Below are 19,166 nucleotides of genomic sequence, written 5' to 3' on the forward strand. Positions count from 1 at the left end.
CCAGAAGGCCTATTCCCATGCTCGAATCCAAAGTCAGCCGTCGACTCAAGGAACCCACCGCAGCGGAAGTCTGCGACCTCATCTACGCACCGCGCCTCGCAGGGTTCGCCGACGGCTTCGGCTATCTCGGTGACGTCAACAAGGCCCATATCGTCATGCTTGCCGAATGCGGCCTGATAGACGCGCCAGTGGCCGTCGCCCTGGCTCGCGGCGTGCTCGAAATGGAGCAGGTCGGCCCGCAAGCCGTGACGCTCGATCCGCTGCGCGAAGACGCCTATTTCAACTACGAGGCACACCTGATCGAGAAGGTCGGCACCGACGTCGGCGGGCGTCTGCACATCGGACGCAGCCGCAACGATTTGCTGGCGACCCTGGACCGCCTGCGCGGTCGCGACGTCCTCATGGACCTGCTCGACGCGCTTTACAACGTGCGCCAGAGCGCCCTGGACGCCGCGGCGAAATACACCGACGCGATCATGCCGGGCTACACCCACCTGCAACCAGCACAGCCGATCACCTTCGGTTTCTACCTATCCGGCGTTGCCCAGGCCCTAGAACGTGACTGCCTGCGCCTGGCCGCGACCCTCGACAGCATGAACCGTAGCCCCATGGGTGCCGCCGCCTTCGCCGGCACGCCGTTCGCCATCAACCGTGCGCGCACCGCCGAGCTGCTAGGTTTCGACGGCTTCCTGGAAAACACCCTGGACGCGGTCGGCTCGCGGGATTTCGCCTTGGAAAGCATGGCGCAGATGACGCTCCTGGCGGTGTTCTGGAGCCGCGTGGCGCAAGACTTCTTCGTCTGGTCGACCCACGAGTTCGCACTCATCGATTTCCCGGACAGCGTCGCCGGCACGTCCAGCATCATGCCGCAGAAGAAGAACCCGGTGGTCCTGGAGTACCTCAAGGGGCGTACCGGGCAGATACTCGGCTCACTGGTCGCCTCAGCCGCAACCATCAAAGGCACAAACTTCACCCATACCGGCGACGGCAATCGCGAGAGCATGCGCGGCTTCTGGGAGTCGGCACAGGAATGCCAGCAATGCCTGACCCTGCTGGATCTGGTCCTGCGGACCGCGCGGCCGAATCTGGAAACCGGGCTGCGCAAGGCGGCGGAAGACTTCTCCACCGCTACTGGCTTGGCCGACCTAATGGTCAGCGCGGCCGACCTCTCTTTCCGCGAGGCGCACCACGTCGTCGGCGCAGTGGTACGCCAGGCGATGGACGATGGGCTGCCGGCAAGTCGCATCGACAGCGCGATGGTCGAACGCGCTGCCCAGCAGCAACTTGGCCGCTCCCTAGGCCTGGACGAACAGCAGGTTCGCGAGGCTCTGGACCCGATCACCAATGTCAGTTCGCGCAGCCTGCCCGGCGGTCCGGCGGCCAGTGCCCAACGCGTACAGATCGATGCCGCGCGCCAACGCCTGGAGCAGGAGCGAGCCAGTCACGCAGGTCGTCGCCAGCGCCAGAGCGAGGCGCAGCAGGCACTGCAAGCCGCCACCGAGAGGCTCGCACAATCATGACCACCTTGATGACCGTACGCGGCCTGCGCAAACGCTTTGGCGACACCGAGGTCATCCAGGACGTCGATCTCGATATACACGAAGGCGAAGTAGTGGTGGTTATCGGGCCCAGCGGCTCGGGCAAATCCACCCTGATCCGTTGCCTGAACGCCCTGGAACCGGCGACGGCTGGCGAGATCACGCTGACCGGTTCGAACAGCAGCCGTGAATCGATGGCCCGGCTGCGCGACGAGGTCGGCATGGTGTTCCAGGACTACACCCTGTTTTCGCACCTGAGCATCCTGCGCAACATGACCCTGGCACCGATGAAGCTGCGCGGCCTGTCCCGCGCCGATGCCGAGGCCATGGCGATGAAACTGCTGGAACGGGTCGGCCTGGCGCACAAGGCGCAAGCCATGCCAGCCGAACTCTCGGGTGGTCAGCAGCAACGGGTGGCCATCGTCCGGGCGCTGGCCATGCAGCCCCGGCTGATGCTGTTCGACGAGCCAACCTCGGCGCTTGACCCCGAGACGGTCAATGAGGTGCTGCAGGTAATGAAGGAACTGGCCGCTGAGGGCATGACCATGGTGGTGGTCACCCACGAGATGGGCTTCGCGCGGGAAGTAGCCGACCGAGCGATCTTTTTCGACGGCGGCAGGATCGTCGAATGCGCAGCACCCACCCAGTTGTTTTCCGCGCCGCGCGAAGAGCGCACGCGCCAGTTTCTCACCCATGTCTTGAAGTGAGCGATCCCATGCCCGATGCCCCAATTATCGAGATAGACGGCTTGAACAAGTGGTACGGTGCCTTTCATGCCCTGAACGACGTGAGCCTGCGGGTCGCTCCTGGGGAAAGACTAGTGATCTGCGGCCCCAGCGGCTCGGGGAAGTCGACCCTGATCCGCTGCATCAACTCGCTGGAGCCCTTCCAGCGCGGCCGACTCGAAGTGGCGGGCATCGCCCTCGACGACACACCCTCAACCATCACCCGCGTACGTGACCACGTGGGCATGGTGTTCCAGAACTTCCACCTGTTCCCGCACTTGAGTATCGCCGAGAACTGCGCTCTGGCGCCGATTCACGTGCTCGGCATGGACAAGCGTGCAGCGCGCGAGCGAGCCGTGCAACAGCTAGAGAAATTGCGCATCGCCGATAAGGCAGACTGTTATCCGGCGCAGCTTTCGGGCGGCCAGCAACAGCGCGCCGCCATAGCCAGGGCGCTGTGCCTGGAACCCAGAATCATGCTATTCGACGAGCCGACATCTGCACTCGATCCGGAGATGGTCGGCGAAGTGCTCGACTCCATGGTCGCGCTGGCCGAGTCGGGCATGACCATGTTGGTGGTCACCCATGAAATGGGCTTCGCCCGGCAGGTCGCCGACCGCGTGGTATTCATGGATGCTGGCGCGATTGTTGAGACCGCGGCACCAGAAGGCTTCTTCGCCCACCCTCAGAGCGAGCGAGCCCGGCAATTCCTGTCAAAGATCATTCACTGAGATTGCGGTCAGCTGACCCAATGCAACGAACCCCGGCTAGCCGGGGTTCTTCATCAGCGCCAGGGCGCATGCCCCTGCAATCATTCCCACTCGATCGTGGCCGGCGGCTTGCTCGACACATCGTAGGTGACGCGGGAAATGCCTTCGATTTCGTTGATGATGCGGTTGGACACCTTCTCCAGCAACTCGTATGGCAGGTGCGCCCAGCGCGCGGTCATGAAGTCGATGGTTTCCACCGCGCGCAGCGCGACGACCCAGGCATAGCGGCGGCCGTCGCCGACCACGCCGACCGACTTCACCGGCTGGAACACTACGAAGGCCTGGCTGACCTTGTGGTACCAGTCGGCGTTGCGCAGTTCGCTGATGAAGATGTCGTCGGCGCGACGCAGCAGGTCGGCGTATTCCTTCTTCACCTCGCCGAGGATACGCACGCCCAGGCCCGGGCCCGGGAACGGGTGGCGGTAGACCATGTCGTAGGGCAGGCCGAGTTCGAGGCCGATCTTGCGCACTTCGTCCTTGAACAGCTCACGCAGCGGCTCGACCAGCTTGAGGTTCATCTCTTCCGGCAGGCCACCGACGTTGTGGTGCGACTTGATCACGTGGGCCTTGCCGCTCTTGGCGCCTGCCGACTCGATGACGTCGGGGTAGATGGTGCCCTGGGCGAGGAACTGGATGTTCGGCAGTTTGCTGGCCTCGGCATCGAACACGTCGATGAAGGTACGGCCGATGATCTTGCGCTTCTTCTCCGGGTCCGCCTCGCCTTCGAGGTTGCCTAGGAACTGCGCCTCGGCATCGGCACGGATCACCTTGACGCCCATGTTCTCGGCGAACATGGCCATCACCTGGTCACCCTCGTGCAGGCGCAGCAGGCCGTTGTCGACGAATACGCAGGTCAGCTGGTCGCCGATCGCCTTGTGCAGCAGCGCCGCGACCACCGACGAATCCACACCGCCGGAGAGGCCGAGCAGCACGTTGGCGTCGCCGACCTGGGCACGCACCTGGGCGATGGCGTCCTCGACGATGTTCGACGGGGTCCACAGTGCTTCGCAGCCGCAGATTTCCAGGATGAAGCGCGACAGGATGCGGCCGCCCTGGCGGGTGTGGGTCACTTCCGGGTGGAACTGCACACCGTAATAGCCGCGGGCATCGTCGCCCATGGCGGCGATCGGGCAGCTTGGGGTGCTGGCCAGGATATGGAAGCCGGCCGGAATCTCGGTGACCTTGTCACCGTGGCTCATCCACACGTCGAGACCGAACACGCCATCGTCGTCCATGTGGTCTTCGATGCCGTCGAACAGCCGGGACTTGCCCACCAGATCGACGCGGGCATAGCCGAACTCGCGCACGTCCGAGCCCTGCACCTTGCCGCCGAGCTGCTCGGACATGGTCTGCATGCCGTAGCAGATGCCGAACAGCGGCACGCCCAGGTCGAACACCGCCTGCGGTGCACGCGGGCTGCCCGCTTCATGAACGGACTCAGGGCCGCCTGCGAGGATGATCCCGCGTGGCGCGAAGGCACGGATGTCGTCCTCGCTCATGTCCCACGGATGCAGCTCGCAGTACACGCCGATCTCGCGCACGCGGCGGGCGATCAGCTGGGTGTACTGGGAACCGAAGTCGAGAATCAGAATGCGGTGAGCGTGGATGTCAGGATGGGACATGGAGCCTTCCTTCGGAAAGAGCTTGAAGCTGAAAGCCGAAAGCTGGAAGCGCAGACCGGATCGTGCAATGTCCGGTCTCCACCTTCCAGCTTCCAGCGCCTGTCAATCGAGGCTTATCAACCGACGCGGTAGTTCGGCGCCTCTTTGGTGATCTGCACGTCGTGCACGTGCGATTCGGCCATGCCGGCACCGGTGATGCGCACGAACTGCGGCCGGGTGCGCATCTCGTCGATGGTGGCGCTGCCGGTGTAGCCCATGGAAGCACGCAGGCCACCCATCAGCTGATGGATGATCGCCGACAGAGAACCCTTGTACGGCACACGGCCCTCGATGCCCTCGGGTACCAGTTTCTCGGCACCGGCGGACGAGTCCTGGAAGTAACGGTCCGAGGAGCCCTGGGCCTGGGACATGGCTCCCAGCGAACCCATCCCACGGTAGGCCTTGTAGGAGCGGCCCTGGAACAGTTCGATCTCGCCCGGCGCTTCCTCGGTACCGGCGAACATCGAACCCATCATCACTGCGTTGGCACCAGCGACGATGGCCTTGGACAGGTCACCGGAGAAGCGGATGCCGCCGTCGGCGATCATCGGCACGCCGGTGCCTTCCAGCGCGGCGGAAACGTTGGCGATGGCGGAGATCTGCGGCACGCCGACGCCAGCGACGATGCGGGTGGTGCAGATCGAGCCCGGACCGATGCCGACCTTGACCGCGTCGGCGCCAGCCTTGACCAGGTCCAGCGCGGCTTCGGCGGTGGCGATGTTGCCGCCGATCACCTGCACCTGCGGGAAGTTCTCCTTCACCCAGCGCACGCGATCGATCACGCCACGGGAATGGCCATGGGCGGTATCCACCACCACCACGTCGACGCCGGCCGCAGCCAGCGCCTCGACGCGGTCACCGGTGTCGGCGCCGGTACCGACTGCCGCGCCGACGCGCAGGCGGCCCTGGCTGTCCTTGGATGCCAGCGGGTAGGTCTTGGCCTTCTCGATATCACGGAAGGTCACCAGGCCGCGCAGGTGGAAGTTGGCGTCGACCACCAGCATCTTTTCGATGCGGTGCTTGTAGAGTTCGGTCTTGATTTCTTCCAGGCCGGTGCCTTCGAGCACGGTGACCAGCTTTTCCTTGGGCGTCATGATCGCCGCGACGGAATCACCGGCGTTCGGCGTGAAGCGCAGGTCACGACCGGTGACGATGCCCACCAGCTCTTTGCCGGATACCACCGGGAAGCCGGAGAAGCCCAGTTCATGGGCCTTGCGCAGCAGCTCGCTGATCTTGGTTTCCGGGGTGACGGTGACCGGGTCGTGGACGATGGCAGTCTCGTGGCGCTTGACCTTGCGCACCTCGGCGGCCTGCTGCTCGATGCTCATGTTCTTGTGGATGATGCCGATGCCACCTTCCTGCGCCATGGCGATGGCCAGGCGGGCTTCGGTAACAGTGTCCATGGCAGCGGAAACCAGCGGAATGTTCAGCTCGATTTCGCGGGTCAGGCGGGTCTTGAGGCTGACATCCTTCGGCAGAACCTCGGAATATCCCGGGATCAGGAGAACATCATCGAAAGTCAGGGCTTCTTGGCTGATACGCAGCATGGCGGGGGCTCCCAGGCGGGAAAAAGGAAGCGCGGCATTATACCCACGCACCCCCTTGCGCTCAATGCGGATGTGAGCGACGGCACGAACGACGACAGGCACAGCCTCGCCGGGGTGACCGACTGGTCACGGCCGATCGATCACCAGCGCCACGGCAAACCCCAGGCGCTCGGCGAACTCGTCGAGAAACGCCTGAGTGAAACCGGCCTCGCCCCAGCCATTGAAGATGAAGCCCAGGTTGGAGAATGCACACGCCGGGATGAACAGGAAACCGTTGATGTCGTCCTCGTGGCCGCATTCCGGGCAGGTGAAGTTGTCGGTCTGCCGCGGCATCCACTCGTCCAGGCTTTCGAACAGCGCCTCGCCGATTTCACGCCGACACTCGGGGCAACCGGCTTCCTCGGCGAAGCCCTGCGTCGGGGTGTAAATGCAGCGCTTGGTGACCACCTCAAGGCCGTTGATGGCCTCGCCAAAGGGCAAGCGCTCCGGATGCTGCACGACGCTGCGCGCGCCGGAAGCGATGGCGTAGCCCATGCCGCCAACACCGCGGCCACAGGTGGTCGGCAGCGACTCGACGATGCGCCGCTCGGCCAGCCAACGCAGAATCATCCGCGCCTTGGCTTCGTGCGCAGGGAACGTGGAAATGCGCGGCACGATGATGGCTTGACTGTGGCTCATGACGGCTCGAAACCGGAGATGGAGAAAGGCCGCGCAGCTTAGCGCCGCCCGTTGGCTGGTCAAGACCCGCTGGACGGACGCCAAGCAGATTCGGTTTCCGCTTGGCACCGCGCGCGGCTTATCATCTCCACCATGCTCAAAGATCCCTTCCAGCGCCTCAATCTCGATCGCGAAGTGCTGACCGTCAGTCAGCTCAACGGTCGGGCCCGCCTGTTGCTCGAGGACGTGTTCGCCCAGGTCTGGGTCGAAGGCGAGATTTCCAACCTCGCCCGCCCCGCCTCCGGCCACGTCTATTTCACCCTCAAGGACAGGAACGCCCAGGTGCGTTGCGCCCTGTTTCGCCAGAATGCCGCGCGCATCCGTCAGGCACTGCGCGACGGCCTGGCGGTGCGGGTGCGTGGCAAGGTCTCGCTGTTCGAAGGCCGTGGCGACTATCAGCTGATCCTCGACATGCTGGAGCCGGCGGGCGACGGCGCACTGCGCCTGGCCTTCGAAGCGCTGAAGGAAAAGCTCGCCGCCGAAGGCCTGTTCTCCGCCGAGCGCAAGGCCGCCCTGCCCGCCCATCCGCGGCGCATCGGCATCGTCAGCTCACCGACCGGCGCAGTGATCCGCGACATCATCTCGGTGTTCCGCCGCCGCGCACCGCAGGTGGAGCTGACGCTGATCCCCACCGCCGTGCAGGGCCGCGAAGCCACAGGGCAGATCGTCCGTGCGCTGCAGCTGGCGGACGCCCAGGGCTTCGACGCCCTGATCCTCGCCCGCGGCGGCGGCTCGCTGGAAGATCTCTGGTGCTTCAACGAGGAAGCCGTGGCGCGTGCGGTGGATGCCTGCGTCACGCCGATCGTCTGCGCGGTTGGCCATGAGACCGATGTGTCCATCGCCGACTTCGTCGCCGATGTGCGCGCCCCGACGCCGTCCGCGGCGGCAGAGCTGCTGGCGCCTAGCAGTGCCGATCTGCAGCAGCGGCTGAACGGCCTGCAGCAACGGCTGGTACTGCGCATGCGTGATCGCCTGCACCGCGACGCCATGCGCCTGGACGGCCTGACCCGCCGCCTGCGCCATCCCGGCGAGCGTCTGCAGCAGCAGGCCCAGCGTATCGATGACCTGGAGCAGCGCCTGCTGCGGGCCCTGGACCGCCGCCTGTGCAGTGGCCAGGAGCGCCTGGCCCGACTGGAAACACGCCTGGCCGCGCAGCATCCGGGGCGCACGCTGAATCTGCTGCGCCAGCGCCTCGACCATCTGTCCTCGCGCCTGCCGCGGGCGATGCAGGCCAATATTAAAGGCCGCCGCCAGCAGCTGCAGGGCCTGGCCCAGACGCTCAACGTGGTCAGCCCGCTGGCCACGCTCAGCCGCGGCTACAGCATCCTGCTCGACGACCGCGGCCAGGCGATCCGCAGCGCCAGCCAGACGCAACCCGGCCAGCGCCTCAAGGCCAGGCTCGGCGACGGCGAGCTCGACGTACGCGTGGAAGACAATCATCTGCAACCGGTCACCCTGCCGCTGCTCTAAGCAAGCCGAGCCGGCAATCTACTGACATTCTTGGCCCTTTCTCTTGCCGGAGGTTTACGCGAGGATGGGCCGTTTCCTGCAACGGACCCATCCATGTATCGCGTCTTCGCCCTGCTGTTCGCCCTCTCCCTCGCATTGCCTGCCCACGCCGAGGGCTTCATCACCCGCCTGCTGAACAAACCGGTGCCCGGCGGGGTCGCCGTGATCGAACTCGGCAACGGCCCCAGCGCACCGCAGGCCCGCTATCAGGGCAAGCCGACCCTGGTGGTGCGCGAGGATGGCGAGCGCTGGATCGCCATCGTCGGCATCCCGCTGTCGGCAAAGGCTGGCCCCCAGCAGCTGGAGGTCGATGGCCGCAGCACCAGCTTCCAGGTTGGCAACCGCGACTATCGCGCGCAGCACATCACCCTGAAGAACCAGCGCCAGGTCAACCCGAACCCCGCGGACCTCAAGCGCATCGAGCGTGAACTGGATGAGCAGAACCGCGCCTACCGGCAGTTCAGCACCCGCCAGCCGAGCAATCTGTTGTTCGACCGCCCGGTGGACGGCCCGCTGTCCTCGCCGTTCGGCCTGCGCCGTTTCTTCAACGGCGAGGAGCGCAACCCGCACTCGGGCCTGGATTTCGCCGCCAAGACCGGCACGCCGATCAAGGCGCCGGCGGCCGGCCAGGTCATACTCACCGGCGACTATTTCTTCAACGGCAAGACCGTGTTCGTCGACCACGGTCAGGGGCTGATCAGCATGTTCTGTCACCTGTCCGAAATCGGCGTGAAGGCCGGCGATCAGCTGGCGCGCGGCCAGGTTCTCGGCAAGGTCGGCGCGACCGGCCGTGCCACCGGCCCGCACCTGCACTGGAACGTCAGCCTGAACGACGCCCGTGTCGATCCGGCGATCTTCATCGGCGCCTACAAACCCTGAACCACGAGGAAGCACAGCGATGCGCATCAAGGCAACGGATTCCACCCTGTTGATCGTCGACATCCAGGAGCGCCTGTTTCCGGTGATCCTGGACGCCGCCGCGATGGCCGAACACACCGCCTGGCTGCAACAGGTGGCCAAGCGGGTCGGCGTACCGGTACTGCTGACCGAGCAGTACAGCAAGGGCCTCGGCCAGACCATCGCCACGCTGCGCGACGGCGTGGAAGACGGTGCGATCCTCGAGAAGCTGGACTTCTCCGCCGCTGGCGACGGCGAGCTGTTCAAGCGCCCCGGTGGTGAACGTCGCCAGTTCGTCGTCTGCGGCTGCGAGACCCACGTCTGCGTGCTGCAGACGGTGCTCGACCTGCGTGCCCGCGGCAACGAGGTGTTCGTCGTCGAAGAAGGCGTCAGCTCACGCCGCGCCAGCGACAAGGCCCTGGCCCTGGAACGCATGCGCCAGGCCGGTGCGCAGATCGTCTCGCGGGAGATGGTCGCCTTCGAGTGGATGGAACGCGCCGGCACCGAGCTGTTCAAGAGCATCAGCCGCGAGTTCATCCGCTGAGCCGGACGCTGCGAACCGACGGGCCGCGACCACCGTGCGTTGCTGAGGTCGCGCCCGACCTTCTGTGATGGAGAACCCCATGTCCGACGACCTGGCCGGCTGGCTGGACTGGCTAAGAGCCCACCCCGAACTGCAGACGCTGCTCGCCAGCGCCACGCTGATCTTCGCCGCCTGGCTGTCCAACTGGATCGTCAAGCGCATCCTCGTCCGCGGCCTGTACCACCTGTTGCAGCACACCCGCGAGAACAAGCTGCAGGACTTCGGCGTCATCAAACGGCTGTCGAACATCGTCCCGGCACTGGTGCTGTCGATCGGCGTCACGACGGTCCCCGGCCTGCCGGAAGGCGCCGTGACCGTGGTGCGCAACGTCTGCGGTGGCTTCATCGTGCTGACCATCGCACTGGCCCTGGGCGCGGTGCTGGACATCATCAACCTGATCTATCAGCGCCGTCCGGATGCGCGCCTGCACCCGATCAAGGGCTACCTGCAGGTGGTAAAGATCGTCGTCTATGCCATCGCGACGATCCTGATCATCGCCACGCTGATCGACCGCTCGCCGCTGATCCTGCTCTCCGGTCTGGGTGCCATGGCCGCGGTGCTGATGCTGATCTTCCAGGACACCCTGCTGTCGCTGGTGGCCAGCGTGCAGATCACGTCCAACGACCTGATCCGCGTCGGCGACTGGGTGGAAATGCCGCAGCTCAATGCCGACGGCGACGTGATCGACATCGCCCTGCACACCGTCAAGGTGCAGAACTGGGACAAGACCATCACCAGTATTCCCACCAAGCGCTTCATTTCCGACTCGTTCAAGAACTGGCGCGGCATGCAGGAATCCGGAGGACGGCGCATCAAGCGCAGCCTCTATCTGGATCAGCAGAGCGTGCATTTTCTCAGCCGCGACGAATGCGAGCGCCTGCATCGCTTCAACCTGCTGGACGAGTACCTGACCGAGAAGACCAAGGAAATCGAGGAGTGGAACGCCAAGCTCGCCGAGCGCGGCAAGGAGCCGGTGAACACGCGCCGCATCACCAATATCGGCAGCTTCCGCGCGTACGTCGAACGCTACCTGCGCAGCCACGGCGGCATCCATCAGAACATGACGCTGATCGTGCGGCAGCTGAGCCCGACCGCGGACGGCCTGCCGCTGGAGGTCTACTGCTTCACCAATACGGTGGCATGGACGCAGTACGAGGCGATCCAGTCGGACATCTTCGATCACCTGCTGGCGATCCTGCCGGAATTCGGCCTGCGCGTGTTCCAACATCCGAGCGGTGCGGACATGCGCAATTGGGGCGAATCGCTGACGCAACGCGGCACGCCGGCATTGCCCGAGGCACAAACGCCTCCGTTCGACGCAGGTGCCGATCGAACCGGCTAATCGTAGGTTGGCGCTGAGGCACGAAGCAGATGGCGCAGCCTTGAGCACTGCCCATTGCGTCCTCCCTGACGCCAGCGCCGCGGGCCACGCCTTCAAACCCCGCGCCTCAGCGCCAACCTACGTCCGGAGCGAGGGAACGCCCCGCTCCTTTACCGTCGTCAGTTCCTTCAGAAGCTCATGTCGACCCGCGCCCAATAGGTGCGGCCCGGCTCGTTGACACGACTGGTGGGTTCGAGTCCGTAATCGGCAAAACCCGCACTACCGGCGAGATTGAGGTGCTCGCTGTAGGCCTTGTCCAGCAGGTTGTCGACGCCGGCGCTGAGCTTGAAGTTCTTGTTCAGCCGGTAGGCGCCATTGACCGCCAGTACACCAAAGCCAGCGCTCTCGTCGAAGTCCTTGCCGACCACGGTGCCCTGGCTCTCGGCAACACGGTTCTGCGCAGCGACGACTCGCCAGAGGCCACTGGTGCTCCAGTTGTCGCGCTCGTAGGTCAGGCCAAGACGCCCTTCCAATGGCGGAATCTGCGGCATTGCGCTGTCATCGCTGCGGTTCTTGCCCCAGGCGTAGGCCAGGCTCGCGTCACCCTTCCAGTTGCTGGTGAAACGGTAGCTCGCACCCATCTCGGCACCGGCGATGGTGGCGTCGATATTGCTGACTTCGGCGCGGACCATGCCGGGCATCACGCCTGGCACATAGCTGAACAGGATGTAGTCTTCGACCACCCCGGCATAGGCGGAAACCCAGGCCTCCAGCGGCCCCCTGGCGTACTGCAGGCCGACGTCCAGCTGCGTGGTCTTTTCCGGGCGTACCGAGTCGAACGGCTGTACGGTGCCCACCGGGCCGGGGTTGGAGACGAACAGCTCCCAGTAGTCGGGGAAGCGTTCAGCATGGCCGAGGCCGGCATACCAGGTCGCCGGCACGCTGACCAACTCTTCCTCGTAGCGTACGAACCCGCTGTACAGCGTGTCGCGACGGGTCTCGCCGGCAGTGGGGTTGTCCCAGTTGCGCGAGACGATGGGCATGCTGGAAGGATCGTGGCTACGGAAAAAGGCGCGCTCGTCGGTCGCCTCATGCAGGTCCAGGCGCAGCCCGCTGATCAGCTTCTCGCGCTCGCCGAGCTGCCAGCTCAGCTCACCGAACACACCGTAGCTGTGCAGCATCGCATCCGGCACCCAGGGCAAGGCGTCGCTGCCGGCGGCGTTGACCATCTGATTGGCGGCGCCAGCCGGGTTCATCACCTTGCGATGCTCACTGCGCTGGGCGTCGACCCCGGCCTTGAGCTCGACGTCGGTCCACTGCCAGGTGCCGACCAGACGGCCTCCCAGGGTACGACGGTCGACGCGCGACAGCGTCGGGTTGGGCATCATCATCGACGGCACGAAGTCGCGCAGGCTGTAGTTGTCCATGATGTGATCGGCGTAGTTGTAGTAGACCTGTGCCTCCAGGCCATAGAAGGTCTCGCCAATGTTGGTCTTCTCGAAACGCAGGCCAAGGCTCTCGCGCTGGAACTGGCTGCCGTCCATGCCGCGCCCGGCATAACGGGCGAAGCCGTCGCCGCGGCCGGCGGTGAACTCGACGAGCGTGTCTTCGTCGGGCGTCCAGCCCAGGGCGACATCGGTGTTCCACTTGTCATAACGCGACGGCACGGTGTCGCCGTTGCCATCGGCGTAGTCGTCGGCCTGGGAACTGTTGGCCATCAGCCGTGCATAGCCCTGACTGTTGCCAGCAGCGGCGTCCAGGTTGCGGTCGAAGCGCCCGTTGGAACCGGTCAGCAGGCTGCCGTTGATGCGGTAGTCGGGCTCGCTGAACTGCTCCGGCTCGCGCTCGAACAGCACCGTCGCCGCCGAGGCACCAGGGCCCCAGAGTACGGTCTGCGGGCCCTTGATGACGGTCAGCTTGTCGAAGGTATCCGGGCTGATATAGGAACTCGGCGAATCCATGCGGTTGGGGCAGGCGCCGAGCATTTCACCGCCATTGGAGAGCAGTTTCAGACGCGAGCCGAACATGCCGCGGAACACCGGATCGCCGTTCACCCCGCCGTTACGCACCGCGGAGAAACCGGGAATGGTCTTCAGGTAGTCGGCGCCATCGCTGGCCGGCATCGGCTGGCGGGGGATCTTCGGGTCGGTGACGACCGTCAATGGCGATTGCTGGGCAACTCCGGTGATGACCATGGGCGCCAGTTCGACGCTGTCGCCCGGCTCGCCGTGGGCGGCATGATCATGCTCGGCGGCCAGGGCGCCGCTGGCGAGCATTCCCAGCAAGGCGGCGTGGGCGAACTGCCACCGCCGCCGCGACGGTTGAATCGAAAAACGCTCGGACAGGCGCGCACGCGCCGTACAGCCATGAGTAATGCTGGACATAGAACTTCCACTTCTGCAGGTGATTGAACCGCCAAGGGCGGTCGATGACGTCAGCTGTGCAGAAGCGGGGGTGCGCGTGGATGACCACTGCTGCGTCGCAGCGCTGGCGGCAGCGGTTGTTCGGGAAGGGGCTGGAGATGGTCGGCTTCGTGGCGCGGCAGCACCAACTGCAGGGCCAGACTGAGCGGCGGGTTGACCGTCAGCAGTTCGCAGTAGCCGCACAGTTCCAGCGCGGTCAGCCAGGCCGGCTCACCCGTGCGCGGCTGACCATGATGCCCCTGGGCGTGATGCCGCTGCCCAAGGTCATGGGCGGACGGTTGGTGTTCGGCGTGGTGATGGTGTTGCACGCCCGCTTGGGCGGCCTGGATGGCGGAGAACAGCGGGCCGGCATGAATCATCAGCATGGCGAACAGGCCAAGCCAGATGCTCATTGTCGATAGCTGTTTGCGTGTCACCGCCATGTCCTTAGTCGCCCGAACCGATCCTGCGGGGTTGACCGGATGATCGCACGTCCGCCGCGCCTCGACCGCTGCGACAAGAGGCCGCAAGCCGAGCGAGCAATTGAACGCGAAGATTCCCCCTTCAAGAGAAATAAAACGCTCACCAAGCGAAATAATCGAAATAAATCACCAATTTTTTTCGATGTATTGCAATGCGCGCGTACGAAGCAATAGCTTTGCACCATAAACCGGTGTCCGCACCGGGCAGACAACTTGCTTAGCTCGAGCTTCACCTGGGGAAACGCCATGACCATGCTCAAGAATCCATCGAATAAATACCGTGCCTTCCCGGCCATCGACATCCCCGATCGCACCTGGCCGTCGAAGGCCATCACCCAGGCGCCGATCTGGCTGAGCTCCGATCTGCGCGACGGCAACCAGTCGCTGATCGAACCGATGGATGCCGCGAAGAAGATGCGTTTCTTCAAGACACTGGTGCAGGTCGGCCTCAAGGAAATCGAGGTGGGCTTCCCCTCCGCTTCGCAGACCGATTTCGACTTCGTTCGCGAGCTGATCGAGGGCGGCCATATTCCCGACGACGTCACCATCCAGGTACTGACCCAGGCGCGAGAGGATCTGATCACCCGCACCTTCGAGTCGCTGAAAGGCGCCAAGCAGGCCATCGTCCATTACTACAACGCCACCGCGCCGAGCTTCCGCCGCATCGTCTTCAATCAGGACAAGGCCGGCGTGATCCAGATCGCCGTGAACGCAGGCAGGATCATCAAGCGCCTGGCCGAGCAGAACCCGGAGACCAACTGGCGCTTCGAGTATTCGCCGGAAATCTTCAGTTCCACCGAGCCGGAGTTCGCCGTCGAGGTGTGCAACGCGGTGATCGAGGTCTTCCAGCCAACGCCGGAACAAAAGCTGATCCTCAACCTGCCGGCCACCGTCGAAGCCGCCACGCCGAATGTCTATGCCGACCAGATCGAGTGGTTCTGCCGGCACATCGACCGTCGCGACAGCGTGCTGGTAAGCCTGCACACCCACAACGACCGCGGCACCGGTGTGGCCGCCACCGAGCTGGGCCTGATGGCCGGCGCCGATCGCGTCGAAGGCTGCCTGTTCGGCAACGGCGAGCGTACCGGCAACGTCGACCTGGTCACCGTGGCGCTGAACATGTACACCCAGGGCGTCGACCCGCAGCTGGACTTCTCGGACATCGATGCCGTGCGCAAGGTGGTGGAGGAATGCAACCAGCTGCCGGTGCATCCGCGCCATCCCTATGTCGGCGACCTGGTGCACACCGCGTTCTCCGGCTCGCACCAGGATGCGATCCGCAAGGGCTTCAGCCAGCAGGACCCGAACGGCCTCTGGGAAGTGCCCTATCTGCCGATCGACCCGGCCGACATCGGTCGCAGTTACGAGGCCGTGATTCGCGTCAACAGCCAGTCCGGCAAAGGTGGCATCACATTCCTCCTCGAACAGGAATACGGCATCAGCCTGCCGCGGCGCATGCAGATCGAGTTCAGCCAGGTGGTGCAGAAGGAGACCGATCGGCTGGGCCTGGAAATGAGCGCCAAGCAGATCTATGCGCTGCTGGAAGCCGAGTATCTGCAGGCAACCGCGCCCTATACGCTCAAGGGGCATCGTCTGCAGGAAGAGAACGGCACCAGCGCGGTGGATGTGGAAGTGGCTGCCGATGGCGAGGTCGTCCATTGGCGCGGCATCGGCAAGGGTCCGCTGGAGGCACTGGTGGCCGCGTTGCCGGTCAAGCTGGAGATCATGGACTACCATGAACACGCCATCGGCGCTGGCAGCAACGCCAAGGCCGCTGCCTATATCGAGGTGCGTCTGGATGGTGAGCGGCCATTGCACGGTATCGGCATCGACGAGAACATCACCACCGCCAGCATTCGCGCCCTGTTCAGCGCCATGAACCGCGCGCTGCGTGAAGCGCAGGAGGCAGCCGCCTGAGGCTGATCGCTCAGTTCTGACGTGACGACGGGCGCCATCCTCGATGGCGCCCGTTTTCTTATGGCAGCTCATCACCGCAGCAACATGCGGCTGAACTGTCCCCTCCCGACGCTCTCCCAGTTCAGTCGGCAGCGCGAGCCTCGGCAATCAGCAGAAACACGTAAGCCATCGACAGGATTGTGCAAACGGTGCCGATGCGCTCGCCATTAGGCTTGCCCTGTGCAACCCCGATCATCAAAGGAGCCGTCATGAGCCAGACCCTCGGTTACGCCGCCCTCGACCCGAACAGCCCGCTCGCACCCTATTCGTTTTCGCGCCGCGAGGTGGGCCCGAATGACGTGAAGATCGACATCCTCTACTGCGGTGTCTGCCATTCGGACCTGCATACCGCACGCAACGAGTGGAACAACACGCTCTACCCATCCGTGCCCGGCCACGAGATCGTCGGCCGTGTGACGGCAGTCGGTTCAGCCGTGAGCGCATTCAAGGTCGGCGACGTCGCCGGCGTCGGCTGCCTGGTCGACAGCTGCCGCACGTGCTCGTCCTGTGGCGAAGGGCTGGAGCAGTATTGCGAGAACGGTTTCGTCGGCACCTACAACGGTCCGGCGTTCGGCGGCGGCGAAAACACCCTCGGCGGCTACTCGGACAACATCGTGGTGGACGAGAAGTACGTGCTACGCATCAGCCACACCGACAACCTGGCCGCGGTCGCGCCGCTGCTCTGTGCCGGCATCACCACCTACTCGCCGCTGCGCCAATGGAAGGTCGGCCCGGGACAGAAGGTCGGCGTGGTCGGCCTTGGCGGACTCGGCCATATGGCGGTGAAGATCGCCAATGCCATGGGCGCGAAGGTCGTGCTGTTCACCACCTCGCCGGACAAGCGGGAAGATGCCCTGCGCCTCGGCGCCGCCGAAGTGGTGGTATCGAAGAACAAGGAGGAGATGGCGGCGCACGTCAACAGTTTCGACTTCATCCTCAACACCGTTGCCGCGCCGCATAACCTCGATGCGTTCGTGAACCTGCTCAAGCGCGACGCCACCATGACGCTGGTCGGAGCACCAGCCGCGCCGCATCCGTCGCCCAGCGTGTTCGGCCTGATCTTCAAGCGCCGCCGCATCGCCGGCTCGTTGATTGGCGGCATCGCCGAGACCCAGGAGATGCTCGACTTCTGCGCCGAGCACGGCATCGTCTCGGACATCGAGATGATCCGCATGCAGGACATCAACGAAGCCTACGAGCGCATGCTCAAGAGCGACGTGAAGTACCGTTTCGTCATCGACATGGCCACCCTGAAGGCGGCCTGATCGTTCGGCTGGCGAGCCCGCAGGCGCGCCAGCCCTTCCCTCTTTCATGCGCAGCCGCTAAGGTCGCCCGCCTTCGTCGTGGAGGCGGCATGCGCTATCTGATCTTCGTCACCCTGCTCTGGGCCTTTTCCTTCAACCTGATCGGCGTTTACCTGGCCGGCCAGGTGGACAGCTATTTCGCCGTGCTAACGCGGGTAGTTCTCGCCGGGCTGGTGTTCCTGCCATTTACCCGCTGGCGCGGTGTCGCGCCCGGCTTCATCGTCGGCGTGACCCTGGTCGGTGCGCTGCAGTTCGGCGTCACCTACCTGTGCCTGTACCTGAGCTTCAACGTGCTGACGGTGGCCGAGGTGCTGCTCTTCACCGTGCTCACGCCGCTGCACGTGACGCTGATCGATGACGCGCTCAACCGCCGCTTCAACCCCTGGGCACTGGTCGCCGCGGCCGTCGCGGTGTTCGGCGCCGGACTTATCCGTTACGACGGCGTTTCCGGCGATTTTCTCGGCGGCTTCCTGCTCATGCAGCTGGCCAACTTCACCTTTGCTGCCGGCCAGGTGGCCTACAAGCATCTGGCGCAGCGTTACCCCTCCGACGTACCGCTGCATCGTCGCTTCGGCTACTTCTTTCTTGGCGCGCTGGTAATCGTGCTGCCCGCGTGGCTGCTGTTCGGCGATGCGCAGAAGCTGCCGACCACAACGACACAATGGTCGGTACTGATCTGGATGGGCGTACTGGCCACCGCCCTGGGCCAGTTCTGCTGGAACAAGGGCGCCACGCTGGTGGATGCCGGCACGCTGGCGGTGATGAACAACATGTCGGTGCCGGTAGGCCTGCTGCTCAACCTGCTGATCTGGGGCACCAGCACCAACCTCGTGCTGCTCGCGGTGGGCGGGACGATCATCCTCGCCTCGCTGCGGATCAATCGCCTGGGCCAGATGAAGGCCAGGTGACATCACACAAGTTATTGTTTTATATGGCTTTTCATAGCTTTAGCGGTAGAATGCCGGCCCTTCGCATGGATGCGGAACTCGTTCAGTCGTCGAGATTTCCATGCGCCGCTTCAGCTTTCTACTGCTCGTCCTGCTGTTTTCCTCCAGCGCCTGCGCCGATGCGCCTCGCACCTTCCGCGAGGCCAAGAAGGTGGCCTGGACCATCTATGCCGACCGCCCGGTGGATTTCTATTGCGGCTGCCAGTTCAAGGGCAACCGCATCGATCTCGCCAGCTGCGGCTACGTTCCCCGCAAACAGCCCAAGCGGGCCGCGCGGGTCGAATGGGAGCACATCGTGCCGGCCTGGGTGATCGGCCATCAGCGGCAATGCTGGCAACAGGGCGGACGCAAGCACTGCACGGCCAACGACCCGGTGTTCAGTCGGGCGGAGGCCGACCTGCACAACCTGGTCCCGGTGGTCGGCGAGGTGAACGGCGACCGCAGCAACTTCGGCTTCGGCATGCTCAGCGAAAAGCCCAGCCAGTACGGCGCCTGCCCCTTCGTGGTCAACTTCAAGCAGCGTACGGCGATGCCGCCCGAATACAGCCGCGGCGCCATTGCCCGCACCTATCTGTACATGAGCGAGCGCTACAAACTGCGTCTGTCGAAGCAGGACCAGCGCCTGTACGACATCTGGAACCGTCAGTACCCGGTCAGCGAGTGGGAGCGCTGGCGCAATCAGCGCATCGCCTGCGAACAGGGCAACGCCAACGACTTCGTCGGTGCAGTCGATCTGCAGCGCTGCAACCGTGCGCTGTCCCATTCAGCGAAACGCACCGACGGCCAGGGTTAACCGGCGTCGGTTGC

At 64.6% G+C, this 19,166-nt stretch carries 17 protein-coding genes; 11 read left to right on the forward strand and 6 right to left on the reverse strand.

Going from position 1 to position 19,166, the window contains the following annotated elements:
• Window positions 1–17: 17 nt before the first annotated feature.
• The 3 genes from argH to ACVRRC_RS13335 are packed head-to-tail and all read left to right on the forward strand — an operon-like array spanning window position 18 to window position 2,994.
• On the forward strand, window positions 18–1,520 hold the full coding sequence (gene argH / locus ACVRRC_RS13325; protein WP_019406724.1) for an argininosuccinate lyase: 1,503 nt from the start codon (window positions 18–20) through the stop codon (window positions 1,518–1,520).
• Window positions 1,517–2,245, forward strand: a complete 729-nt coding sequence (locus ACVRRC_RS13330) for an amino acid ABC transporter ATP-binding protein (RefSeq protein ID WP_019406725.1) — start codon at window positions 1,517–1,519, stop codon at window positions 2,243–2,245. The genes argH and ACVRRC_RS13330 overlap by 4 nt, the downstream gene beginning before the upstream one ends.
• Before the next feature lie 8 nt (window positions 2,246–2,253).
• The gene (locus tag ACVRRC_RS13335; RefSeq protein ID WP_019406726.1) at window positions 2,254–2,994 is read left to right on the forward strand and encodes an amino acid ABC transporter ATP-binding protein; all 741 of its coding nucleotides are present in this window, start codon (window positions 2,254–2,256) and stop codon (window positions 2,992–2,994) included.
• Between the two features lie 80 nt (window positions 2,995–3,074).
• Here the strand turns inward: ACVRRC_RS13335 and guaA are convergent, their stop codons facing one another.
• From guaA to ACVRRC_RS13350, 3 genes are all read right to left on the reverse strand, one after another.
• Window positions 3,075–4,655, reverse strand: coding sequence for a glutamine-hydrolyzing GMP synthase (gene guaA / locus ACVRRC_RS13340; RefSeq protein ID WP_011914102.1), 1,581 nt, complete (start codon window positions 4,653–4,655; stop codon window positions 3,075–3,077).
• Window positions 4,656–4,771: 116 nt separating this feature from the next.
• Window positions 4,772–6,241, reverse strand: coding sequence for an IMP dehydrogenase (guaB, locus tag ACVRRC_RS13345; protein WP_013983621.1), 1,470 nt, complete (start codon window positions 6,239–6,241; stop codon window positions 4,772–4,774).
• Between the two features lie 126 nt (window positions 6,242–6,367).
• Complete coding sequence (locus ACVRRC_RS13350) at window positions 6,368–6,919, reverse strand: hypothetical protein (protein ID WP_048329677.1); 552 nt, start codon at window positions 6,917–6,919, stop codon at window positions 6,368–6,370.
• 132 nt (window positions 6,920–7,051) lie between these two features.
• Here ACVRRC_RS13350 and xseA point away from each other — a divergent pair, with 132 nt between their 5' ends.
• The 4 genes from xseA (at window position 7,052) to ACVRRC_RS13370 (ending at window position 11,289) form a co-directional block, all read left to right on the forward strand.
• Window positions 7,052–8,428, forward strand: coding sequence for an exodeoxyribonuclease VII large subunit (gene xseA / locus ACVRRC_RS13355; RefSeq protein WP_014597380.1), 1,377 nt, complete (start codon window positions 7,052–7,054; stop codon window positions 8,426–8,428).
• Window positions 8,429–8,521: 93 nt separating this feature from the next.
• Window positions 8,522–9,346, forward strand: a complete 825-nt coding sequence (locus tag ACVRRC_RS13360; RefSeq protein ID WP_472997108.1) for a peptidoglycan DD-metalloendopeptidase family protein — start codon at window positions 8,522–8,524, stop codon at window positions 9,344–9,346.
• 19 nt (window positions 9,347–9,365) lie between these two features.
• Window positions 9,366–9,908 carry a hydrolase gene (locus ACVRRC_RS13365; protein WP_472997109.1) on the forward strand — a complete coding sequence of 181 codons (543 nt, stop codon included), beginning with the start codon at window positions 9,366–9,368 and terminating at the stop codon, window positions 9,906–9,908.
• A 79-nt stretch (window positions 9,909–9,987) separates the two neighbouring features.
• A complete protein-coding gene (locus ACVRRC_RS13370) occupies window positions 9,988–11,289 on the forward strand; it encodes a mechanosensitive ion channel family protein (protein ID WP_017246435.1) in 1,302 nt (433 codons plus the stop codon).
• 167 nt (window positions 11,290–11,456) lie between these two features.
• On the opposite strand, the gene ACVRRC_RS13375 is transcribed toward ACVRRC_RS13370, so the two are convergent.
• Both ACVRRC_RS13375 and ACVRRC_RS13380 read right to left on the reverse strand, forming a co-directional pair.
• Window positions 11,457–13,652: a TonB-dependent copper receptor gene (locus tag ACVRRC_RS13375; protein WP_236451497.1), complete on the reverse strand. Its 2,196-nt coding sequence runs from the start codon at window positions 13,650–13,652 to the stop codon at window positions 11,457–11,459.
• A gap of 50 nt (window positions 13,653–13,702) precedes the next feature.
• Complete coding sequence (locus ACVRRC_RS13380; protein WP_014597383.1) at window positions 13,703–14,083, reverse strand: DUF2946 domain-containing protein; 381 nt, start codon at window positions 14,081–14,083, stop codon at window positions 13,703–13,705.
• 315 nt (window positions 14,084–14,398) lie between these two features.
• On the opposite strand from ACVRRC_RS13380, the gene leuA reads away from it, so the two are divergent.
• Entirely contained in the window at window positions 14,399–16,069 is a 1,671-nt protein-coding gene (gene leuA / locus ACVRRC_RS13385) for a 2-isopropylmalate synthase (protein ID WP_048329678.1), read from the forward strand.
• A 121-nt stretch (window positions 16,070–16,190) separates the two neighbouring features.
• Here leuA and ACVRRC_RS13390 read toward each other — a convergent pair whose 3' ends face one another.
• Window positions 16,191–16,319, reverse strand: coding sequence for a hypothetical protein (locus ACVRRC_RS13390; protein WP_472997110.1), 129 nt, complete (start codon window positions 16,317–16,319; stop codon window positions 16,191–16,193).
• Between ACVRRC_RS13390 and ACVRRC_RS13395 the strand changes: the two genes are divergently transcribed.
• The 3 genes from ACVRRC_RS13395 to ACVRRC_RS13405 all read left to right on the forward strand — a co-directional run bounded on the left by ACVRRC_RS13395 (window position 16,318) and on the right by ACVRRC_RS13405 (window position 19,152).
• Window positions 16,318–17,373 carry an NAD(P)-dependent alcohol dehydrogenase gene (locus tag ACVRRC_RS13395; RefSeq protein ID WP_011914112.1) on the forward strand — a complete coding sequence of 352 codons (1,056 nt, stop codon included), beginning with the start codon at window positions 16,318–16,320 and terminating at the stop codon, window positions 17,371–17,373. The two genes, ACVRRC_RS13390 and ACVRRC_RS13395, sit on opposite strands and share 2 nt — an antisense overlap.
• 89 nt (window positions 17,374–17,462) lie before the next feature.
• Window positions 17,463–18,320 carry a carboxylate/amino acid/amine transporter gene (locus ACVRRC_RS13400; RefSeq protein ID WP_049325158.1) on the forward strand — a complete coding sequence of 286 codons (858 nt, stop codon included), beginning with the start codon at window positions 17,463–17,465 and terminating at the stop codon, window positions 18,318–18,320.
• 100 nt (window positions 18,321–18,420) lie between these two features.
• The gene (locus tag ACVRRC_RS13405) at window positions 18,421–19,152 is read left to right on the forward strand and encodes an endonuclease (protein ID WP_218651033.1); all 732 of its coding nucleotides are present in this window, start codon (window positions 18,421–18,423) and stop codon (window positions 19,150–19,152) included.
• The last annotated feature ends 14 nt before the right edge of the window (window positions 19,153–19,166 follow it).

This window comes from Stutzerimonas sp. LR2 (assembly GCF_055755175.1).

Excerpts from the sequence above, each read along its gene's own strand:
- ACVRRC_RS13365 (WP_472997109.1), top strand. The coding sequence starts at position 9,366 with ATGCGCATCAAGGCAACGGATTCCACCCTGTTGATCGTCGACATCCAG.
- ACVRRC_RS13400 (WP_049325158.1), top strand. The coding sequence starts at position 17,463 with ATGCGCTATCTGATCTTCGTCACCCTGCTCTGGGCCTTTTCCTTCAAC.
- ACVRRC_RS13335 (WP_019406726.1), top strand. The coding sequence starts at position 2,254 with ATGCCCGATGCCCCAATTATCGAGATAGACGGCTTGAACAAGTGGTAC.
- ACVRRC_RS13390 (WP_472997110.1), bottom strand. The coding sequence starts at position 16,319 with ATGACGGCTCCTTTGATGATCGGGGTTGCACAGGGCAAGCCTAATGGC.
- ACVRRC_RS13360 (WP_472997108.1), top strand. The coding sequence starts at position 8,522 with ATGTATCGCGTCTTCGCCCTGCTGTTCGCCCTCTCCCTCGCATTGCCT.
- ACVRRC_RS13330 (WP_019406725.1), top strand. The coding sequence starts at position 1,517 with ATGACCACCTTGATGACCGTACGCGGCCTGCGCAAACGCTTTGGCGAC.
- ACVRRC_RS13380 (WP_014597383.1), bottom strand. The coding sequence starts at position 14,083 with ATGAGCATCTGGCTTGGCCTGTTCGCCATGCTGATGATTCATGCCGGC.
- ACVRRC_RS13395 (WP_011914112.1), top strand. The coding sequence starts at position 16,318 with ATGAGCCAGACCCTCGGTTACGCCGCCCTCGACCCGAACAGCCCGCTC.
- ACVRRC_RS13350 (WP_048329677.1), bottom strand. The coding sequence starts at position 6,919 with ATGAGCCACAGTCAAGCCATCATCGTGCCGCGCATTTCCACGTTCCCT.
- guaB (WP_013983621.1), bottom strand. The coding sequence starts at position 6,241 with ATGCTGCGTATCAGCCAAGAAGCCCTGACTTTCGATGATGTTCTCCTG.
- ACVRRC_RS13375 (WP_236451497.1), bottom strand. The coding sequence starts at position 13,652 with ATGTCCAGCATTACTCATGGCTGTACGGCGCGTGCGCGCCTGTCCGAG.
- leuA (WP_048329678.1), top strand. The coding sequence starts at position 14,399 with ATGACCATGCTCAAGAATCCATCGAATAAATACCGTGCCTTCCCGGCC.
- ACVRRC_RS13370 (WP_017246435.1), top strand. The coding sequence starts at position 9,988 with ATGTCCGACGACCTGGCCGGCTGGCTGGACTGGCTAAGAGCCCACCCC.
- ACVRRC_RS13405 (WP_218651033.1), top strand. The coding sequence starts at position 18,421 with ATGCGCCGCTTCAGCTTTCTACTGCTCGTCCTGCTGTTTTCCTCCAGC.
- guaA (WP_011914102.1), bottom strand. The coding sequence starts at position 4,655 with ATGTCCCATCCTGACATCCACGCTCACCGCATTCTGATTCTCGACTTC.
- xseA (WP_014597380.1), top strand. The coding sequence starts at position 7,052 with ATGCTCAAAGATCCCTTCCAGCGCCTCAATCTCGATCGCGAAGTGCTG.
- argH (WP_019406724.1), top strand. The coding sequence starts at position 18 with ATGCTCGAATCCAAAGTCAGCCGTCGACTCAAGGAACCCACCGCAGCG.